Source organism: Gluconobacter cerinus, from assembly GCF_002723935.1.
In the GTDB taxonomy this organism is placed as follows: Bacteria; Pseudomonadota; Alphaproteobacteria; order Acetobacterales; family Acetobacteraceae; genus Gluconobacter; species Gluconobacter cerinus.
Map to the genome: position 1 here is coordinate 565,128 of NZ_BEWM01000002.1, position 17,361 is coordinate 582,488.

The following is a 17,361-nucleotide window of genomic DNA, read 5'->3' on the forward strand; positions in this document are numbered from 1 at the left end:
TGGTCAGTGGAAGGTATAGCGTGATTTATCTGGATTATTTTTCCACAACGCCCTGCGCCCCTGAAGTTGTGGAAGCCATGCTGCCCTGGTTCGCGGAGGATTTTGGTAATCCACACAGTGTCCATGGCCCGGGTCAGAAAGCGGCGCAGGCTGTCGATGCAGCCCGCCAGACTATCGCTGACCTGATCGGCGCTGAAGCCCGGGAGCTCGTTTTTACGTCTGGAGCCACGGAAGCAAACAATCTTGCCATCAAGGGAGCCGCTCGCCACCTGAAGCGCACGGGAGATGAGCGTCGTCGCGTCATTACCGTCTCTACTGAGCATAAATGCGTTCTGGAATCCGTGCGGGATCTGGAGATTGAAGGCTTTGACCCTCTTATCCTGGGAGTGGACGGGCAAGGGCGTGTTGATCCCGAGGCTCTGCGGGAGGCACTGGCGGTGCCGACACTGCTTGTCAGCATCATGACGGCGAATAATGAGACGGGCATCCTGCAGGACATTCCACTCCTGTCACGAATCGCCCATGAGGCTGGGGCGTTGTTTCACACTGACATGGCGCAGATGGCCGGGAAGTTGCCTGTTTCACTGGATGGTATCGATCTGGCGTCTTTTTCCGCGCACAAGATGTATGGCCCCAAGGGGATCGGTGCCCTGTATGTGCAGCGTCGGCCCCGTGTGCGACTACAGCCGCTCTTTTCCGGGGGAGGGCAGGAACGGGCCTTCCGGTCAGGCACGTTGCCCACCCCTCTTGTCGTAGGGTTCGGGAAAGCTGCGGAGCTGGCGAAACGAAGATTGGATACGGATATTTTGCAGATTTCCGCCCTGCGGGATGATCTGTGGCGCCAGATTGAAACGGCACTTCCAGGGTGTGAACTGAATGGACGTGAAGTCTCGCGCCTGCCGGGTGCACTGAATTTCTGTCTGCCGGAAGGCGTGCGGGCGACGGACATCCTTGAACGGGTCCCGGAAGTTGCCATGTCTACGGGGTCAGCCTGCTCGGCCGCAGAAATTACTCCCTCTTATGTGCTGACGGCGATGGGACTTTCTGCAGAGAAAGCATCGCGGTGCTTGCGCCTGTCGGTCGGACGCTCTACCTCCAAGCCCGGTATTGACCGTGCGGCGGCTCTTCTGATCGAGGCTGTCCGTACCTGCCAACCTTCAAGAGACTGAAACAAGACGGACAGCCCATGCCCAAGATGACCTTTATCGAACGTGACGGTTCCCGCCGTGAAGTTGACGCGCCTGTCGGCCTGTCGGTGCTGGAAATCGCTCACAAGCATGACATTGACCTCGAAGGCGCCTGCGAAGGTTCCCTGGCCTGTGCGACGTGCCATGTCGTGGTGGACCCGGAATGGGCTGGCAAGCTGTCCGAGCCGACCGACGATGAAGAGGACATGCTGGATCTGGCCTTCGGCCTTGAGCAGACGTCCCGTCTGGGCTGCCAGATTGTCATGACCGAAGATCTGGACGGTCTGACCGTTCAGCTTCCAAAGGCGGGCTGAAGACCATGCGTATCCTCGTTGCCATGTCAGGAGGCGTGGACAGCTCCGTAGTGGCCGCGCTGCTCAAAAGGCAGGGCCACGAGGTGATCGGCGCGACCCTCCAGCTTTACGATCACGGTCAGGCGTCCAAGCCGGGGGCCTGCTGTGCCGGGCGGGACATCATGGATGCCCGCGCCGTAGCGGATAAGCTGGATTTTCCGCATTACGTCATTGATGCGGAAAGCCGCTTCCGGGACAGCGTTATTGAGAACTTCGCGGACGCCTATGCGCGCGGGGAAACTCCCGTGCCATGCGTGGCCTGCAATCAGGGCGTGAAGTTCACGGATCTTCTGGGCATGGCCCGCGATCTGGGCTGTGAAGCGATGGCGACCGGGCATTACGTCCGGCGTGTTGAAGGTCCGTCTGGTGCTGAAATGCATCGCCCCGTTGATGCAGAGCGGGACCAGACCTGGTTTCTGTTCGCGACGACGAAAGACCAGCTTGATTACCTGCGCTTCCCGCTTGGCGAGATGCCGGACAAGGCGCATGTGCGTGAACTGGCGCAGGAGCTTGGACTGGAAATCGCGGCCAAGCCGGACAGTCAGGATATCTGTTTCGTCCCAAGCGGGTCTTACGTTGATATCGTCGAGAAGCTTCGTCCCGAAATCCGGGGTGAAGGCGAGATCGTGGATGAACAGGGCAAGGTCCTTGGGCATCATGAAGGCGTTGCGCGCTATACGGTTGGTCAGAGCAAGCGGCTGGGAGACATCCATACGGCCGTTGGCGAACGCCAGATGGTAACGCGGATTGATGTGCCAAAGCGCCGGATTGTTGTTGGACCTCGCGTTCAGGCGACCGAAGTTGAGACGCGCAAGGCGATCCGTCTGCGGGACATGAACTGGCTGATTGATGCTCCGCCGGAAGGTGTATCTTGTGGCGTGCAGATCCGCGCTCGTGAGAAGCTCCGGGATGCGGTTGTGAAGCCATTGGCGAATGGTGAGGCACTCGTTGAGCTTCTGGAGCCAGCCATGCCGGCCCCGGGGCAGGCCTGTGTTCTGTATGATGGGAGCCGTGTTCTGGGCGGCGGGTTTATTCTGGCGGGAGCGTAAGCATGGCAGGGACACTTCTGATCGGGTCGCGGCGGTATTCGTCCTGGTCCTTGCGTGGCTGGCTGGCCGTCAAGCTGGCGAAGCTGGATGTGGAAGATAAGGTCATTGCTCTAAAGGGCGGTGGCAAGACCACGGAAATCCACGCACTGTCTCCCAACAAGCTGGTGCCCTATTTGCAGCATGACGGCGCGCATGTCTGGGAAAGTCTGGCCATCTGCGAATACTGCGCCGAGCATGAGCCGTCTCTTTGGCCGCAGGACCGTGTGGTGCGTGCTCATGCCCGCAGCGTCAGCGCCCAGATGCACGCCGGTTTCCGCCCAATCCGGCAGAATTGTCCGATGGATGTGGAACGTGTTCCAGCACCTTTGTCAGAAAGTAGCGAAGACCTGGCCAAGGATGTTGCTCTGTTAAGCGAGACGCTGAAGGGGGCACTTCTGCGCTCCGGCACGGCCACGCTGTATCTGTTCGGGGACGTCCTGACGGTGGCTGACTGCATGTATGCGCCCGTCGCTATCCGGATTCACACGTATCAACTTAATGTTGACCCCGTTGTGAAAGCTTGGGTTCAGAGCATGTTGCACCATCCGCTCATGAAGGAATGGTACAGCCTTGCGGATGCAGAGCCTGCTGAGTGGCGACTGAGTTACGAAGACAAATAAGGGGCTGGCTTCGTTCAGTGGTGAACGAAGCCCATTCCAGTTTGAAGGGCGGTGCGAAACACATCAGACCAGATGCTGTTACCGCCGCCGCGGCCTCCACCAGGGCCACTGCCCGTCTGATTGAACGACGGGGCATCGTTGCTGTCAGCAGTTTCTGACATATCGGACGGTGCATGCGATGCGCAGCTTGCGAGCAGGAGCATACTGCATCCCAACAACAGTCGTTTCACATCTGTATCCCTTACCCGTAATGCCCTTCTTGTAAGTCACCTGTGGAAAAGCAGGTGTCATGTCAGGAAGTATCAGGAAGCGTAAGCAGATCTGACGAAACTCCGGTTCCAGCAGCACGCTGTTACAGTTGGACGGACAGGGAACCGCGAAACCGTGACAGCAAGACTTTCACCTGAGCAGAAACAGGCCCGGCGCGCGGGCCTGCATTATGTGGACAGGACGGAACCAGGAATTACCCGCAGACGAGCCGGCAAAGGCTTCGCCTATTACGATCCTTCCGGGGAGCGCATCACGGATCAGGACGTTATTGGGCGCCTGAAACGCCTGGGAATTCCTCCGGCTTATCGCGATGTCTGGATCTGTGCTGATCCCGATAGTCATCTTCAAGCTGTTGGCACAGATGCGCGGGGGCGGTTGCAGTATCGCTATCATCCCAAATGGCGGGAAACCCGGGACGTCGCCAAGTTTGGCCGAATGCTTGTCTTCAGTGAGCATCTTCCTGCCTTGAGAGCGCAGGTGGCAAAGGACCTAGCGCGAAAGAAGCTGGGCCGGGACCGCGTTCTGGCCGCGATTGTCTTCATCATGGAACGGACGATGGCCCGTATCGGAAATGACCGGTACGCGCGTGAGAACCGTAGCTATGGCCTTACGACGCTGCGGCACCGGCATGTTGATGTGACCGGAAAGCACGTCACGCTTGATTTTCGGGCCAAACATGGGATTGAGCAGCATCTGGATTTGTCTGACGCTCGACTGGCGCGGCTTGTGTCACGCCTCGAAGATCTGCCGGGGCAACGTCTCTTCCAGTATCTGGATGAGAACGGTGAACGCCACGATGTGCACTCACAGGATGTGAACGACTACCTTCAGACCATCACTGGTGAAGACATTACGGCCAAGGACTTTCGCACTTGGGCTGCCACGCAACTGGCTGCCGTCACGCTCTGTGCCTTCAATGGCTATGATACGAAAGCGAAAGCCAAAAAGCAGGTTGTGGAAGCGGTGAAGTCCGTGGCTGCCCGGCTTGGAAATACGCCTGCGGTCTGTCGAAAGAGTTATATTAATCCGTGCGTGGTGGATGGGCATCTGGACGGGACTTTGAGGGCTGCGTTTCAGAAACGGGCGCAGGATGTTCTGGATATGCCGGAGCATGGACTATCGGCTGAAGAAGCAGCGGTGACGGGCTTCCTGGCAAACCGTCTGCCGCATCTTCGAAATAACGGCACATCAAAGTCCTGAACCGCAGTATGTTGAAATCTTTCGCAGGAAACTCTGCCTGTTACAGAAGCTTCTGTTTCTGACGGACCGTATAAAAATGCGTCGCAACGGAATTGATGGCTGGCGACGGAAGGTCAGTGCATGATGCACTGTCAGGAGGAGAAGAACGGATGAACTCGCTGGGTCTCTTTGCCTTGCTGATGCTGGGAGCAACGTGTTTCGGGGTTTTGAACGAGCGCCTTTTCAAGCTCCCCCTGACCATCGGTATTCTCCTGATTTCCATGGTCATTTCGATGCTGATCATGCTGATCAATCCTCTGGTGCCAGGCTACGACCTCCAGCACATTCCCCGGACCCTTCTCGGGCAGGTCAATCTTCCAGAAACGCTTCTGGAAGGGGCGCTGTCCTTCCTTCTTTTTGCCGGGGCCATGCAGGTTAATCTCGGACTGCTGCTCTCCCGCGGAAAGGCTGTGGCTGCGCTGGCTATCTTGGGAACGGTATTGGCCGTGGGGCTTCTGGCAGGCGCAGCATGGTTGGTCTTTCCGCTTCTGGGCATGAATGTTCCTTTCAGCTGGTGTGTCGTTCTGGGGGCCATCCTCGCGCCGACTGATCCGGTTTCCGTCGTGGGAATGTTGCGTCGGCTGGGCTTGCCAGAAGCTCTTCAGGCCACCTTTGCAGGAGAAAGCCTGTTCAACGATGGCGTAGGCATTGTGATGTACGGGACCGTCATCGGTCTTGCGACTGGAGAGGTCCATAGCGTTGCAATGACGGACTTCATCGTTCGTTTTCTTGTGGAAGCGGTCGGTGGTGGCGTGCTGGGAGGTGTGCTGGGCTGGATCGCCCTGAAGATCATTCGGGGCGTGCAGGACATGCAGATTGATCTGCTGGCTTCGCTGGCCTTGGCAACGGGCACTTACAGCCTCGCCAGCTCTTTGCACATGTCCGGCCCGATTGCCGTGGTTGTGGCAGGGATGTGGCTGGCGACCGATACAGGCAAGCGTGCAATTCCGGAGCATTCCCGCCAGGAGCTCACCACGTTCTGGGGGCTGATCGACGAAATCCTGAACGCATTGCTGTTCCTGCTGATCGGATTTGAGCTTCTCGAAATTACTCCACATCTGCCCAACCTTGTGGCGACACTCATCATCATTCCACTGTCCGTGATTGTTCGCGGACTGAGTGTGTTCCTGTCCACAATGCCGGTTCACCTGAAAAAAGGTGAGCGTGGCAGAGCTCTCGGTGTTTTGACCTGGGGTGGGCTTCGGGGCGGGATTTCCGTGGCATTGGCCCTGGGATTGCCCCCGGGAGAACTGAGGGAGACGCTACTGCCGGTTTGCTATGGGGTGGTGGTCTTTACAATCATCGTGCAGGGACTGACGATGGAGAAGGTGGTCAATCGGCTTTACCCGAAAGCCACCAGTTGAGTGTATGCCTGCTGAGAGATTTTGGCAGACTGAAAATGGATCGGCAGGAGTGCGGTAAAATGGTGACTTTAAAGCGGGTGATGGGTCTACTAATCGTGACGGGTGCCGTCATGGGCGTGTCCGGGAATGCATTTGCCGCCAAGGGCTTCCCGGGACAGGCAGGATGCTGGGCCGCCCTTCCGGGTGAAGACGAGCGACCGGAAGTGACGTGTCGGAGCTTCACGGAAGATCTGCTGAAAAGTCTTGAGAAAGCCACGCCTGCACAGGTGACGTCTATTCTGGGTGTTCCAGGCAAGGACCATAAGCCCACCTATTTCGAGAGCGCCAACAAAACGCCCGGAGCCTATAACGGCTACGTTGAATTGACGTATACCGCCGGACACGTCTCGGATCTGTCTGCTGTTTTGACGCAGGTTCAGCCGAACGGCATGGCAAGTGACGAGAAGGATTATCAGTGGGGGGTCAGTAAGGCTGGCTGCTCCGATTTTCCGGGAAGCAAGAAAGCCTGCGATACGTCCAACTAAAGAACGGTGCTCTGGATTCAGTCACTGAGGTCCAGAGCTACCAGTTTTTCACGACAGGTAATGAAGAGGCGCCTGTTCTCCGGGCCACCAAATGTACAGTTTGTTGGTGACCACGGAAGAGGGATGAACCCAAGCGTGCAGCCCGAGGCGTCGATCACGTAAATCCCATTATCTGCGGTGGTCCACACCCATCCGCGATGGTCTACGGCCAAGCCATCAGGGACGCCATTTTCAGTGCTATAGAAGGGGCGTTTACCCGTCAGCTTTCCATGGCGGCCGACATCAAACGCATGAATGTGACAGCCTTGACCGCCAATTTTTCTGGATGTGTCCGTTACGTAGAGGGTTTTCCTGTCTGGCGAAAATGCCAGAGCGTCGGGCTGGTCCAGATCAGCCATGCGCGTCAGATCCCCAGTTTTTCGATCGTATCGATACACGCTGCGATGGGGAAGTTCTGGTGCCGCGATATACCCTTCTCTTGCAGAGTGGATGCCGAAGATTGGGTCAGTGAACCAGAGGGTATGATTGGGGCCAGTGACAATGGCATTTGGGGCGTTAAGGCGGCCGCCCTGGTAGTGCGTGACGAGGGGCAGGGTTTCCTGACCGTCCCGTGAAAGACTGATGCAGCGACGTCCCTGTTCGCAATGCACCAGCGTGCCATCCGGGAGGAGGGCATTGCCGTTGATGAACCACGTGGGATCAATAATGGTGTGAACATGGCCGTCTGGGTGCCATGCCATCACCCTGCGCGAGATGACATCTGACCAGATGAGCCTGTTGCGGTCCTGATCCCAGACCGGGCTGTCGCCCAGCGTTGTTCCCTCGTGGAGCAGCAGAAGCGGAATATCGAAATCCAGAACCGCAGCGAGTGTCGGATCATCAATCCGGATGCCTGGAAGAGGGCCTGATGTTTCTGGTGCACCCGGCAACCGCAGAAATGTACCAATCAGGGCGTTCTTCACGCGGCGCGTCTTTTCTGGATACGCATTGCGACTTTCTCAGCCATATTTGTGGCGCAGGCCTACAGTAGTGTTTGGCTTCCCCGGACAGAGCCTTCGGAAAAGCGATATCTTACAAAAACGCCCTGATGTTCACGGGGTTCATGCCGGATACATTTTGCATCCTTCGGGGGTGGCCTGCCGTAGAAAGATGCCGAGTTCCCGGAAAGTGCTGGCACGTGGATCTGAGGCACGCCACACGAGCCCAATTGTCCGACTTGCTTCGGGTTCGGAAAGGGGGCGGACGGTAATGAGGTTCTCAAAATCCATCCGGTTACGCAGAGCAAGCCGGGGAATGAGCGAGAAGCCTTCGCCTGCACCAATCATGTGCCAGAGCATCTCCAGGCTTGTGGCCAATCTGGTTTCGCGCTGTCTGGGAATGGTTGGGCAGATGGACAGCGCCTGATCGCGAAGACAGTGACCGTCTTCCAGTAACAGAAGATCAGGTCGACCCAGCTGTTTCAGAGAGATCCTGTTCTTGCCAGCCAGTTCGTGCGTAACCGGAAAAACGCCCAGAAAAGCCTCTTCGAAAAGAGGAAGGGCTTCCAGCGCCTCCGACGGAGCAGGCAGCGCCATCAGAGCCAGATCGAGTTCGTTGTTTCGCAGAGACTGGACCAGCGTATCCGTCGTTCCTTCTGTCAGGCGCAGATTCAGGTTCGGATAGGACTGCCGCAGATGGGGAAGCGTGCCGGGAATATAATACGGGCCAAGCGTCGGGATGACGCCCAGTCGCAGAATGCCATCCAGCGGGCTGGTGCGCGTCCGTGCGACTTCCAGAAGATTCCGGGCTGCCGTTAAAACTTCACGGCCAAGCGCAATCAGGCGCTCTCCATCAGGTGTGGGGGCGACATGCCTGCGCGAGCGCTCGAACAGCGTAACGTCGAGAAGTTGCTCCAGCTTACGGACCTGCTCTGAAAGGCCCGCCTGGCTCACACCACAGCGTTCTGCCGCGCGGGAGAAATTGCGCAGGTCATCCACTGCCACGACATATTCGATGTCCCGAAGGGATAGGCCGGAAAGGGGAACGTAACTCATGAATTATAGATAATACCGAACACCAAAATATGGAAGTGCGGTTTTTCCTATATTTGCATGAAAGCGTCATCGGCCTTGGCAAGACACATCTGCTGACGAAGCGTATAAGGTTTCAAAGAATTTCCACAGCAAGGATGAAGACTCCATGACACAGCGCGCTGCTCTCGTGACCGGTGGTTCCCGTGGTATCGGGGCCGCAATCGCCCTTCGTCTCGCCACAGACGGATATGACGTTGCGATCTCTTATGCCAGCAACGAAAAAGCTGCTGCGGATATCGTCAGCAAGATTGAAGCCAAGGGCCGCAAGGCTGTTGCCATCAAGGCCAATGGCGGAACAGCGGAAGGTAACCGCGCTGTTGTCACGAAGGCCGTGGAAACATTCGGTCGGCTGGATGCACTCGTCTGTAACGCCGGGATTTATCCTTACGGGCCGATCGATCAGATGACAGTTGAGCAGATCGATCAGGTGCTGAACCTGAATGTTCGTGCCGTTATGATCGAGACGATGGAAGCTGTGAAACATCTGGGGCAGGGTGGTCGCCTGATTTACATCGGCTCTGCTTTTGGTGCCCGCGCACCTTTCCCAGGTATTTCTCTTTACTCCGCCACCAAGGCGGCTCTGGAAGGCTTTGCCCGCGGCGTAGCGCGTGATGTGGGGCCGAAGGGGATTACCGTTAATGTGGTTGAGCCAGGTCCGATCGATACGGATCTGAACCCGGCTGACGGCGAAGGTGCGGCCCTGATCAGCAGTTTCACCGCGACGAATTCCTACGGTAAGGTCGCTGATATTGCGGATTTCGTAGGCTTCCTTGCAAGCCCTGCGGCCTCTTACATTACGGGCGCGTCCCTCCCGGTGGATGGCGGTCTGACGGCCTGATCTAAATTAACGTGCGGTCTATCCTGTTTTCTCTCCTTGTTATCGGAGCGGATGCGCAACATTCTCCCTGCGAAAGTCGTGGGCAGGGAGATGCCGCGTAAACGCTAAAGGAAAACAGGATGACGTTCGGGCGCAGGTTCTTTCTGGCAAATACAATGCTGTTTTCAGCCAGTATCGCTTTGACCGGGCGTGCATCGGCTACGGCAGCTTCAGATGGAGCGGGCGATGACCTGACCCGCTTCATCTACGCGATGCCAAAGGCCGAGATGCATGTGCATATTGAAGGCACGCTTGAGCCGGAAATGAAGTTCCGTCTGGCCCAGCGCAATGGTGTCTCCCTGCCGTACAGCACGGTTGAAGACATGCGGGCCAGTTATAACTTCCACGATCTTCAGAGCTTTCTGAAGATTTTCTACGAGGGCAAAACCGTTCTGCTCAAGGAGCAGGATTTCTATGACCTTACATATGCCTATCTGACCAAAGCAGCCTCCCAGAATGTGCTGTATGCGGAGATATTCTTCGATCCGCAGATGCATACAGATCGTGGCATTCCGTTCGCTACGGTTATGAATGGCCTCACGCGGGCGCAGGCTGATGGCCGACGTAATCTGAAGATCGACTCCCAGCTTGTTCTTTGCTTCGAGCGGGAACTGACGGCTGAGTCTGCCATGAAGACGCTGGAGGCAGCGCTTCCCTACCGTCAGCATATTGTCGGTATTGGGTTGGACTCTGACGAGAAGAACAATCCCCCTGACAAATTCCGGGAGGTGTTTGCCCGCGCCCGTAAAGCCGGTTTCCACCTGACGATGCATTGTGACCTGAACCAGCTCGATACGCATGAACATATCCGGCAGGTGCTGGAAGACATTCAGGCAGACCGCATTGATCATGGCGGCAATATTCTGGAGCGTCCGGATCTGGTGGCTGTGGCAAAACGCCGAGGCACAGCGTTTACCGTTTGCCCGGTTGCCTGTGGCTGGCTGCGGGAAAATGGTGAAAACATCAACATCATTCGCGGAATGCTCGATCAGGGGCTGAAAGTTACGGTCGCGTCTGATGATCCCGCTTACATGAAGAGCAATTATGTGGCGGAGAGCCTTGTCGTGGCGCAGGGCGATGGCGCGTTGAGCAAAGGCGATCTTCTGACGCTGGCGCGAAACAGTTTTGAGGCTGCCTGGATCAGCCCGGCGCAGCGCAAAATCTATCTGGGCAAGCTGGAAGCCTTTCGTCGTCAGTGGGCTTGAAGGACTGGTCAGTGGGGCTGATATGAAATAGGTAGTGGTGATGAGGGTTTGATCTCTGTTCGGTTTGACCGATCAATCATATTGACAGGAACTGTTTCCTGACCTTCTCATTTTGTGGGACATAGGTTCCGCAACCTAACACGAGCGACAAAGCAGGAGACCTTCTGATGGTTCGCATTAACTCCACACTGGCCCCGTTCTCGACCGATGCATTCCGCAACGGCGAATTCCTGACGGTCACGGATGCAGACGTCCGTGGCAAGTGGTCCGTCTTCTTCTTCTATCCGGCAGACTTCACGTTCGTTTGCCCGACAGAACTCGAAGATCTGGCTGATAATCAGGCCGCTTTCGACAAGCTGGGCGTTGAAATCTATTCCGTTTCCACGGACAAGCATTTCACGCACAAGGCTTGGCACGACACGTCCCCGGCTATTGGCAAGATCAAGTACACCATGCTGGGCGACCCGACGGGTGTGATCTCCCGCAACTTCGGTGTTCTGATCGAAGAAGCTGGTCTGGCTGATCGCGGCACGTTCCTGCTCGATCCGGAAGGCAAGGTTCAGTACATCGAAATCACGGCTGGTGGCGTTGGCCGCTCCGCGACGGAACTGCTGGAGAAGATCCAGGCCGCTCAGTATGTCGCCACGCATCCGGGTGAAGTCTGCCCGGCCAAGTGGAAGGAAGGCGGCGAAACGCTGAAGCCTTCTCTCGACCTCGTCGGCAAGATCTGATTTTGCCGGGTGAGGCGGGATCGCCTCACCATTCCCTGCCCCTTCATCGGGGTAGGGCTCTTCAAGATTTCACCAATTTTAAATTGCTGGAGAAAACGATGCTTCAGGACGACCTGAAAACCCAGATGCGCGCCTATATGGAATATCTGCGCAGTGACGTCGTGCTGGAAGCTACCCTTGGCACCGACGAGCGCTCCGCCGAAGTGCGTGGATTGCTGGAAGACATTGCCAGCCTGTCCAACAAGGTGACGTTCTCCGACGCCGGAACTGCTTCCCGCCGCCCATCTTTCCTGATTCGCCGGGCCGGTTCGGTTGAAGCCGTGACATTCGCTGGCCTCCCGATGGGGCATGAGTTTACCTCGCTGGTCTTGGCGCTGCTTCAGGTCAGCGGTCATCCGCCCAAGATCGACGCTGATCTTGGCGAGCAGATCAAAGCGCTGGACGGAGATTTCCATTTCGAGACCTATTTCTCCCAGTCCTGCCAGAATTGCCCGGATGTGGTGCAGGCGCTGAACGCCATGAGCGTCCTGAATCCAAAAATCCATCACGTCGCGATTGATGGGGCGGATTTTCAGGAAGAAGTCGAACGCCTTGGCATTCGGTCTGTGCCGCAGGTCTATCTGAATGGGCAGCCATTTGCCTCTGGTCGCATGGAAGTCGCGGATATTCTGGCAAAGCTGGATGCGTCTTCTGTTGAGCGTGCGGCTGCCAAGCTGAACGACGTTGCACCATTTGATGTTCTGGTACTGGGCGCGGGCCCGGCGGGTGCATCCGCAGCGATTTATGCTGCACGTAAAGGCTTGCGGACGGGCCTCGTTGCGGACCGTTTCGGTGGTCAGGTGATGGATACGGCTGGCATCGAGAACTTCATTTCCGTCAAGGAAACAGAAGGCCCACAGCTATCTGCTGCGCTTGAAGCCCATGTGCGCCAGTACGACGTGCAGATCATCGCGTCCCAGAAAGCAGCAAAACTTGTTCCGGCGGCTCAGATTGGTGGCTTGCATGAGATCGCTCTGGAAAGTGGGGCGAGCCTGCATTCCAAGACGGTTATTCTGGCAACCGGTGCACGGTGGCGCCAGCTAGGCGTTCCGGGTGAAGAGGAATATCGCACCAAGGGCGTGGCCTACTGCCCGCATTGCGATGGCCCGTTCTACAAGGGACGCCCTGTTGTTGTGACGGGCGGCGGCAATAGCGGTGTTGAAGCTGCAATTGATCTGGCGAATATCGTCTCACACGTTACGCTTTTGCAGCGCGGTGCGCACCTGAAGGCGGATAAGGTGTTGCAGGACAAGTTGCTGAGCCTGCCCAACGTCACGGTTCTGATGAGTGCGCTCACCACGAAGATCGAAGGTGACGGCAAGGAAGTCACGGGTCTGACTTACAGCGACGCTGATGGTGGCCTGCACCACATCAAGACGGACGGCGTATTCGTTCAGATCGGTCTGCTGCCAAATACGGACTGGTTGAAGGGGACCCTGGATCTGAGCCCGTATGGTGAGATCGTGATCAACGATCATTGCGCAACATCAGTGCCGGGGATCTACGCTGCGGGTGATGCGACGACAGTGCCGTATAAGCAGATTGTCATTGCCATGGGTGAGGGCGCAAAGGCCTCCCTGTCTGCCTTTGACTACCTGATCCGCTTGCCTGTGCAGGCATAATTGGTGAGGCCTTGGGGAGAAGGAAAAGGATGTATATGGTTCAGGCCATGCATCCTTATCTGCTCCCCCTCCTTGCCTTCGCACTGACTGCCGCCCTTTTCACCATTACGCCGGGCCTGGATACCGCCATGACCCTCCGGACGGCCACGACGTCCGGATGGAAAGCCGGGCTGGCGGCGGTTATGGGAATCTGTCTTGGGCTGGGCGTCTGGGGCCTGGGAGCGGCTTTTGGCCTGACTGCACTTTTGGCGGCGTCAGAGACGGCATTCACAGCCGTCAAATGGGCGGGGGCGCTTTATCTGGGATGGATAGGCATCAAGCTGCTTCTACATCCCCGATCATCCTTGTCGAAAGAAGAGGCTGAAGCATCCGTTGAGCAGCCGACGAACCGTCCAGAGGCAGGACTGGCCTTTCGGCGCGGTTTGCTGAGCAATCTGCTGAACCCCAAGGTTGGCGTCTTTTACATGACGTTTATGCCGCAGTTTATTCCGCCCCATGTCAATGTGCGCGAATTTTCGCTTCTGCTAACCGCCATCCAGGCGTTGCTGTCTTTTGCATGGCTTGGACTGCTGGTCGCCTTGACCATTCCTCTGGGACGCTTTCTGTCCAGTCCGACCGTCGTACGGCGTATGGACCGCCTGACCGGCAGCGTTTTCTTGCTGTTCAGCCTTAAGCTGGCACTTGCCCGTCGGGCTTGAGAGCAGACTCGATTTTTCAGCACTTTTTGTGGCAGGCTGACAGCAGCAGGTCTTCTTGAATCTGGTATGCGGGGTCTGCTGATGAATGCTGTTCTGAAAGGAGCTCGATCATGAGTGCAAAATTTGAACTCTATACCGACACTGCTGGCGAATATCGTTTTCGCCTGAAAGCAGCTAACGGAGAGAGTATTCTTGCCAGTGAAGGGTACAAGCAGAAAGCCAGTGCGGTGAATGGTATTGCTTCCGTTCAGAAGCATGCCCCTGACGACGCCCATTATGAGCGTAAGATTTCAGCGTCTGGAAAGCCGTTCTTTAATCTGAAGGCTTCAAACGGGCAGGTGATTGGTAGCAGTCAGGCGTACAGCAGTGAAAGTGCGCGGAATGCCGGGATTGAATCCGTTAAGAAAAATGCACCGTCAGCTGTGACGGTAGATGCTGTATAAGAAGATCTGTTAATCTGCCTCTGCATCATTTTAGTACTATTGATGCAGGGGTGTGTAATAAAACTAGGCTATAAAGCTGATATTCTTAACAAAAGCCGTAAGTTGGCTCTGGCTATTGACGCCTAACCTGACAAAAATATCTTTGACCATCTGTCGGGCAGTTCCTTCGGTGATATTCATTTTCAAAGAAGAGTCCTTAATGGAATTCCCATTCGCGATCAGGCAGGCAATTTTTGATTGAGACGCTGTAAGGAAAAGGTTGCTCAAAATAGCTTCCGTTTCAGAATTGACTCTATGAATGGAAAAAATAACCATTCTGGTTTGTTCCATTTTGGATGAAACGTTTATTACTTTCGCAAAGAAAATCTTATCTGTTTCGGTTTTTATTTTTATGGGATTGTGAATGTCGCCGGATCCAGAGAGGAGGCGAGAAAATTTACTGTTACCATCAGAGCTTTTCACTTGGATTGTGTTGTTTTTTATAAAAATTCCATCGGATTCCATCCGGATTAGGTTGTTGTTCGCATATACAATTTTATTTTCTGAATTAATCAGAGCAATTCCAAACGGCATTTCTTTAAAGGAATTCTCAAATATTTCATGAAAATTCTTGCTCTTGTTAAAAGAGATTCCGGTTCCAACTGCTTGAATAACGTGCGGAATTATTCGTGTCAGGTTTTGCTTGATGATTGCGCTTGATTGTATTGTTAATCCGTCTGGAGACTGTACTGATAATAGAAACCTATTCCCATTTTCAGTTTTGAACATGGCATGATGTATTCTTCGAACACCAAATTCCCTTAAAAATTCCATGTAAAACGGTATTTTGTCGATTTGTTTGTCAGATAAGAAGCTGTCATCAACATATAGGAAGTCATTTTCTATTTTTTTTCTTGTATAGACAGACAGAGGTGATTTGTTTCGCCAGTGATTGTAATATAATTCTTCTGTTTTCGGATCCTGATTGGAGCCAAACCGCCATTCAGACATGTCTTCGTCTAATGGAATTAAAGATGCGCCGCCAAAACTGCTGTCTGTGCAGTATTTTGCGATATTTACTAAGGCTTCATTCCATTCGGAGCGGTCTTCTATAGTTTTATAGATATTTTTTGTAATAAAAATATGATTTTCCATTTGATGGATTCTTTCTTTTGAAGCCGGAATCATCAGACAAAAATATTCAAAAAAAAGCAAACATCCACTACCATATGGGAGTGGTGGCCAAAATTCTCATGCTTCAAAAAAACAGGCGCGGTGAGTTGCAGATCTCATCTGGCTAGAGGCAGGAGAAAACAATGGTAGCGTCAGTAATTTTCACCCCAACAGGGGGTAGCCAGTCTGTCGTCAGTGCACAGAATGGCGTAGTAACTATAGATAATTCTGGAAAAATATCTGGGGCGGCATTTTATACTGGCCTTCCTGTTCCAGATGCAAGTCAAGCAACAACAGGAAGTGTTATTGTAGATAATAATTCTGTTGTAACTGCCTCAAATTGGACAATTGGAACTGCATCCGAAAGTGCAGCAGTCACAGTGAGTGGAGGGGGATCTCTATCTCTCGATAACTCAGTTTCGATCACTAGCGGATCGAAGATAATTATTGGTAATGGCGGCACTGTAGTTCTTGGTGGTTATGCAACCACAACAACAGGCCTTATCCAGTTCGACGAAGGCGGCGGTGGAACGCTTGAAATTGCAGCAGGAACAACGCCAAGTATTATTAGTTACATTACGAATATTAAAGAAAATGATACAATCATTCTCAGCGGCCTGACGGCAGACGGTTATACGTATGAGAACGGCGTTTATACACTGACCAATCAAGGCGTACCCATTTCCGGAACATCTTCATTCCAGCTCCCGGCAGCGAATGAAGGAACGACCTTCACGGTTTCGACGATCAACGGCAAAACTTATCTGAGAACACTGGTTGTCGTGTGCTTTTTGCGGGGATCAATGGTCCGCACCGCACAGGGAGAGGTCGCAGTTGAAGATATCTGCATTGGCGACGAAGTTACCGTTTATGACTGGCAGGCTCAGGCCGAAGTAAATCGTCCGGTCGTGTGGGTTGGAACCAAAAAGGCCTTTGTCTGCCCAGGGCTGCCTGATGACAAAGCTGGTTATCCGGTCCGTGTTCTCAAGAATGCTATCTCAGATGGTGTTCCCTATGAAGACCTGCTGATCACTGCTGAACATTGCCTGTTCTTCGACGGTAAATTCGTACCTGTGCGGATGCTCGTAAACGGTCGTTCCATTTTTTACGACAAGAGCATCACGTCTTACGACTATTACCATGTAGAGACGGAGCAGCACTCTGTTATCACCGCGAATGGCGTTCTTACAGAGAGCTATCTGGACACAGGAAATCGTCGCTCATTTGCTCAAAGCGGCAATGTCGTCGCCTTGGGTGGCCGTGCTAAAACATGGGCTGAAGACGGTAATGCGCCGCTGGATGTCAGGCGCGAGTTTGTGGAGCCGCTATTCCACCAGTTTGATGCGCGTGCCAGCAAGGTCTGCTCAGAGACGGTTTCCGAAGATGCACCTCTTACGGAAGATGCTGATCTTCACCTGGTGACGGACACAGGCACGGTTATTCGCAAGACCCGTGAAGCCAATGACCGTGTCATGTTCATGATCCCTGCCAACGTCAAAAGCGTGCGGATTGTCTCCAGAACCAGCCGCCCGAGTGACGTTATCGGCCCGTTTGTAGATGACCGACGCAACCTCGGCGTTCTGATTGGCGATATCACTCTGTTTGAGGAGAGCCGTACTCACCGGATTACAGCGCATCTGAAGACTGAGACGCTGGAAGGCTGGAGCAATCCGGAGAAGGGTAACATGCGCTGGACAGCCGGTCGTGGTCTTCTGCCGCTTGGTAGCCGCCCTTCCAACAGCATTGCCATTCTTGCTCTGCAGATCAAAGCTGGCGGACCGTACAAACTGGCGCCTCAGAACAACGCAGGCCTGTCTCTTACAGCCTGAAGCCCGGTATTTTCCTGCTTTGGCTCTGTCCCCTTGTCGGGAGCAGAG

At 54.7% G+C, this 17,361-nt stretch carries 18 protein-coding genes; 14 read left to right on the top strand and 4 right to left on the bottom strand.

Annotated features, from left to right (window positions below; all coding sequences use genetic code 11):
• Positions 1-20: 20 nt before the first annotated feature.
• From GCE01_RS06515 to GCE01_RS06530, 4 genes are read left to right on the top strand one after another with little or no spacing between them, the layout of a single operon-like run.
• Positions 21-1,169: a cysteine desulfurase family protein gene (locus GCE01_RS06515; protein ID WP_099211791.1), complete on the top strand. Its 1,149-nt coding sequence runs from the start codon at positions 21-23 to the stop codon at positions 1,167-1,169.
• A gap of 17 nt (positions 1,170-1,186) precedes the next feature.
• Positions 1,187-1,501: a ferredoxin family 2Fe-2S iron-sulfur cluster binding protein gene (locus GCE01_RS06520; RefSeq protein ID WP_046900759.1), complete on the top strand. Its 315-nt coding sequence runs from the start codon at positions 1,187-1,189 to the stop codon at positions 1,499-1,501.
• Positions 1,502-1,506: 5 nt separating this feature from the next.
• Entirely contained in the window at positions 1,507-2,589 is a 1,083-nt protein-coding gene (mnmA, locus tag GCE01_RS06525; RefSeq protein WP_086633404.1) for a tRNA 2-thiouridine(34) synthase MnmA, read from the top strand.
• A 2-nt stretch (positions 2,590-2,591) separates the two neighbouring features.
• Positions 2,592-3,248: a glutathione S-transferase family protein gene (locus tag GCE01_RS06530; RefSeq protein WP_099211793.1), complete on the top strand. Its 657-nt coding sequence runs from the start codon at positions 2,592-2,594 to the stop codon at positions 3,246-3,248.
• Positions 3,249-3,262: 14 nt separating this feature from the next.
• Here GCE01_RS06530 and GCE01_RS16825 read toward each other — a convergent pair whose 3' ends face one another.
• Complete coding sequence (locus GCE01_RS16825; protein ID WP_160298810.1) at positions 3,263-3,478, bottom strand: hypothetical protein; 216 nt, start codon at positions 3,476-3,478, stop codon at positions 3,263-3,265.
• A gap of 154 nt (positions 3,479-3,632) precedes the next feature.
• Between GCE01_RS16825 and GCE01_RS06540 the strand changes: the two genes are divergently transcribed.
• From GCE01_RS06540 to GCE01_RS06550, 3 genes are all read left to right on the top strand, one after another.
• The gene (locus GCE01_RS06540; protein WP_099211795.1) at positions 3,633-4,718 is read left to right on the top strand and encodes a DNA topoisomerase IB; all 1,086 of its coding nucleotides are present in this window, start codon (positions 3,633-3,635) and stop codon (positions 4,716-4,718) included.
• A 149-nt stretch (positions 4,719-4,867) separates the two neighbouring features.
• Entirely contained in the window at positions 4,868-6,121 is a 1,254-nt protein-coding gene (locus tag GCE01_RS06545) for a cation:proton antiporter (protein ID WP_099212006.1), read from the top strand.
• A gap of 59 nt (positions 6,122-6,180) precedes the next feature.
• Positions 6,181-6,645 (top strand): hypothetical protein, encoded by a 465-nt coding sequence (locus GCE01_RS06550; RefSeq protein WP_232309178.1) that lies wholly within the window; start codon positions 6,181-6,183, stop codon positions 6,643-6,645.
• A gap of 17 nt (positions 6,646-6,662) precedes the next feature.
• Here the strand turns inward: GCE01_RS06550 and GCE01_RS06555 are convergent, their stop codons facing one another.
• Both GCE01_RS06555 and GCE01_RS06560 read right to left on the bottom strand, forming a co-directional pair.
• Entirely contained in the window at positions 6,663-7,607 is a 945-nt protein-coding gene (locus GCE01_RS06555; RefSeq protein ID WP_099211798.1) for an SMP-30/gluconolactonase/LRE family protein, read from the bottom strand.
• A gap of 138 nt (positions 7,608-7,745) precedes the next feature.
• Entirely contained in the window at positions 7,746-8,678 is a 933-nt protein-coding gene (locus GCE01_RS06560) for a hydrogen peroxide-inducible genes activator (protein WP_086633398.1), read from the bottom strand.
• 145 nt (positions 8,679-8,823) lie between these two features.
• Here GCE01_RS06560 and GCE01_RS06565 point away from each other — a divergent pair, with 145 nt between their 5' ends.
• The 6 genes from GCE01_RS06565 to GCE01_RS06590 all read left to right on the top strand — a co-directional run bounded on the left by GCE01_RS06565 (position 8,824) and on the right by GCE01_RS06590 (position 14,332).
• Positions 8,824-9,555: an SDR family oxidoreductase gene (locus GCE01_RS06565; protein ID WP_064274703.1), complete on the top strand. Its 732-nt coding sequence runs from the start codon at positions 8,824-8,826 to the stop codon at positions 9,553-9,555.
• A gap of 119 nt (positions 9,556-9,674) precedes the next feature.
• Complete coding sequence (gene add / locus GCE01_RS06570) at positions 9,675-10,799, top strand: adenosine deaminase (RefSeq protein WP_099211800.1); 1,125 nt, start codon at positions 9,675-9,677, stop codon at positions 10,797-10,799.
• A 167-nt stretch (positions 10,800-10,966) separates the two neighbouring features.
• Positions 10,967-11,530, top strand: a complete 564-nt coding sequence (ahpC, locus tag GCE01_RS06575; protein WP_046900770.1) for an alkyl hydroperoxide reductase subunit C — start codon at positions 10,967-10,969, stop codon at positions 11,528-11,530.
• A gap of 98 nt (positions 11,531-11,628) precedes the next feature.
• Positions 11,629-13,191 (top strand): alkyl hydroperoxide reductase subunit F, encoded by a 1,563-nt coding sequence (gene ahpF / locus GCE01_RS06580; protein WP_099211802.1) that lies wholly within the window; start codon positions 11,629-11,631, stop codon positions 13,189-13,191.
• 35 nt (positions 13,192-13,226) lie between these two features.
• A complete protein-coding gene (locus GCE01_RS06585) occupies positions 13,227-13,889 on the top strand; it encodes a LysE family translocator (RefSeq protein ID WP_244591115.1) in 663 nt (220 codons plus the stop codon).
• 110 nt (positions 13,890-13,999) lie between these two features.
• Complete coding sequence (locus GCE01_RS06590; protein ID WP_099211807.1) at positions 14,000-14,332, top strand: YegP family protein; 333 nt, start codon at positions 14,000-14,002, stop codon at positions 14,330-14,332.
• Positions 14,333-14,395: 63 nt separating this feature from the next.
• On the opposite strand, the gene GCE01_RS06595 is transcribed toward GCE01_RS06590, so the two are convergent.
• A complete protein-coding gene (locus GCE01_RS06595; RefSeq protein WP_244591116.1) occupies positions 14,396-15,499 on the bottom strand; it encodes a LuxR family transcriptional regulator in 1,104 nt (367 codons plus the stop codon).
• Between the two features lie 128 nt (positions 15,500-15,627).
• Here GCE01_RS06595 and GCE01_RS06600 point away from each other — a divergent pair, with 128 nt between their 5' ends.
• On the top strand, positions 15,628-17,313 hold the full coding sequence (locus GCE01_RS06600) for a Hint domain-containing protein (RefSeq protein ID WP_099211811.1): 1,686 nt from the start codon (positions 15,628-15,630) through the stop codon (positions 17,311-17,313).
• Positions 17,314-17,361: the final 48 nt, after the last annotated feature.

What these genes read in the sequence shown, in the direction of transcription:
- GCE01_RS06520 (WP_046900759.1), top strand. Translation starts at nt 1,187, where the DNA reads ATGCCCAAGATGACCTTTATCGAACGTGACGGTTCCCGCCGTGAAGTT.
- mnmA (WP_086633404.1), top strand. Translation starts at nt 1,507, where the DNA reads ATGCGTATCCTCGTTGCCATGTCAGGAGGCGTGGACAGCTCCGTAGTG.
- GCE01_RS06530 (WP_099211793.1), top strand. Translation starts at nt 2,592, where the DNA reads ATGGCAGGGACACTTCTGATCGGGTCGCGGCGGTATTCGTCCTGGTCC.
- GCE01_RS06545 (WP_099212006.1), top strand. Translation starts at nt 4,868, where the DNA reads ATGAACTCGCTGGGTCTCTTTGCCTTGCTGATGCTGGGAGCAACGTGT.
- GCE01_RS06550 (WP_232309178.1), top strand. Translation starts at nt 6,181, where the DNA reads ATGGTGACTTTAAAGCGGGTGATGGGTCTACTAATCGTGACGGGTGCC.
- GCE01_RS06560 (WP_086633398.1), bottom strand. Translation starts at nt 8,678, where the DNA reads ATGAGTTACGTTCCCCTTTCCGGCCTATCCCTTCGGGACATCGAATAT.
- GCE01_RS06565 (WP_064274703.1), top strand. Translation starts at nt 8,824, where the DNA reads ATGACACAGCGCGCTGCTCTCGTGACCGGTGGTTCCCGTGGTATCGGG.
- add (WP_099211800.1), top strand. Translation starts at nt 9,675, where the DNA reads ATGACGTTCGGGCGCAGGTTCTTTCTGGCAAATACAATGCTGTTTTCA.
- ahpC (WP_046900770.1), top strand. Translation starts at nt 10,967, where the DNA reads ATGGTTCGCATTAACTCCACACTGGCCCCGTTCTCGACCGATGCATTC.
- ahpF (WP_099211802.1), top strand. Translation starts at nt 11,629, where the DNA reads ATGCTTCAGGACGACCTGAAAACCCAGATGCGCGCCTATATGGAATAT.
- GCE01_RS06585 (WP_244591115.1), top strand. Translation starts at nt 13,227, where the DNA reads ATGGTTCAGGCCATGCATCCTTATCTGCTCCCCCTCCTTGCCTTCGCA.
- GCE01_RS06590 (WP_099211807.1), top strand. Translation starts at nt 14,000, where the DNA reads ATGAGTGCAAAATTTGAACTCTATACCGACACTGCTGGCGAATATCGT.
- GCE01_RS06595 (WP_244591116.1), bottom strand. Translation starts at nt 15,499, where the DNA reads ATGATTCCGGCTTCAAAAGAAAGAATCCATCAAATGGAAAATCATATT.
- GCE01_RS06600 (WP_099211811.1), top strand. Translation starts at nt 15,628, where the DNA reads ATGGTAGCGTCAGTAATTTTCACCCCAACAGGGGGTAGCCAGTCTGTC.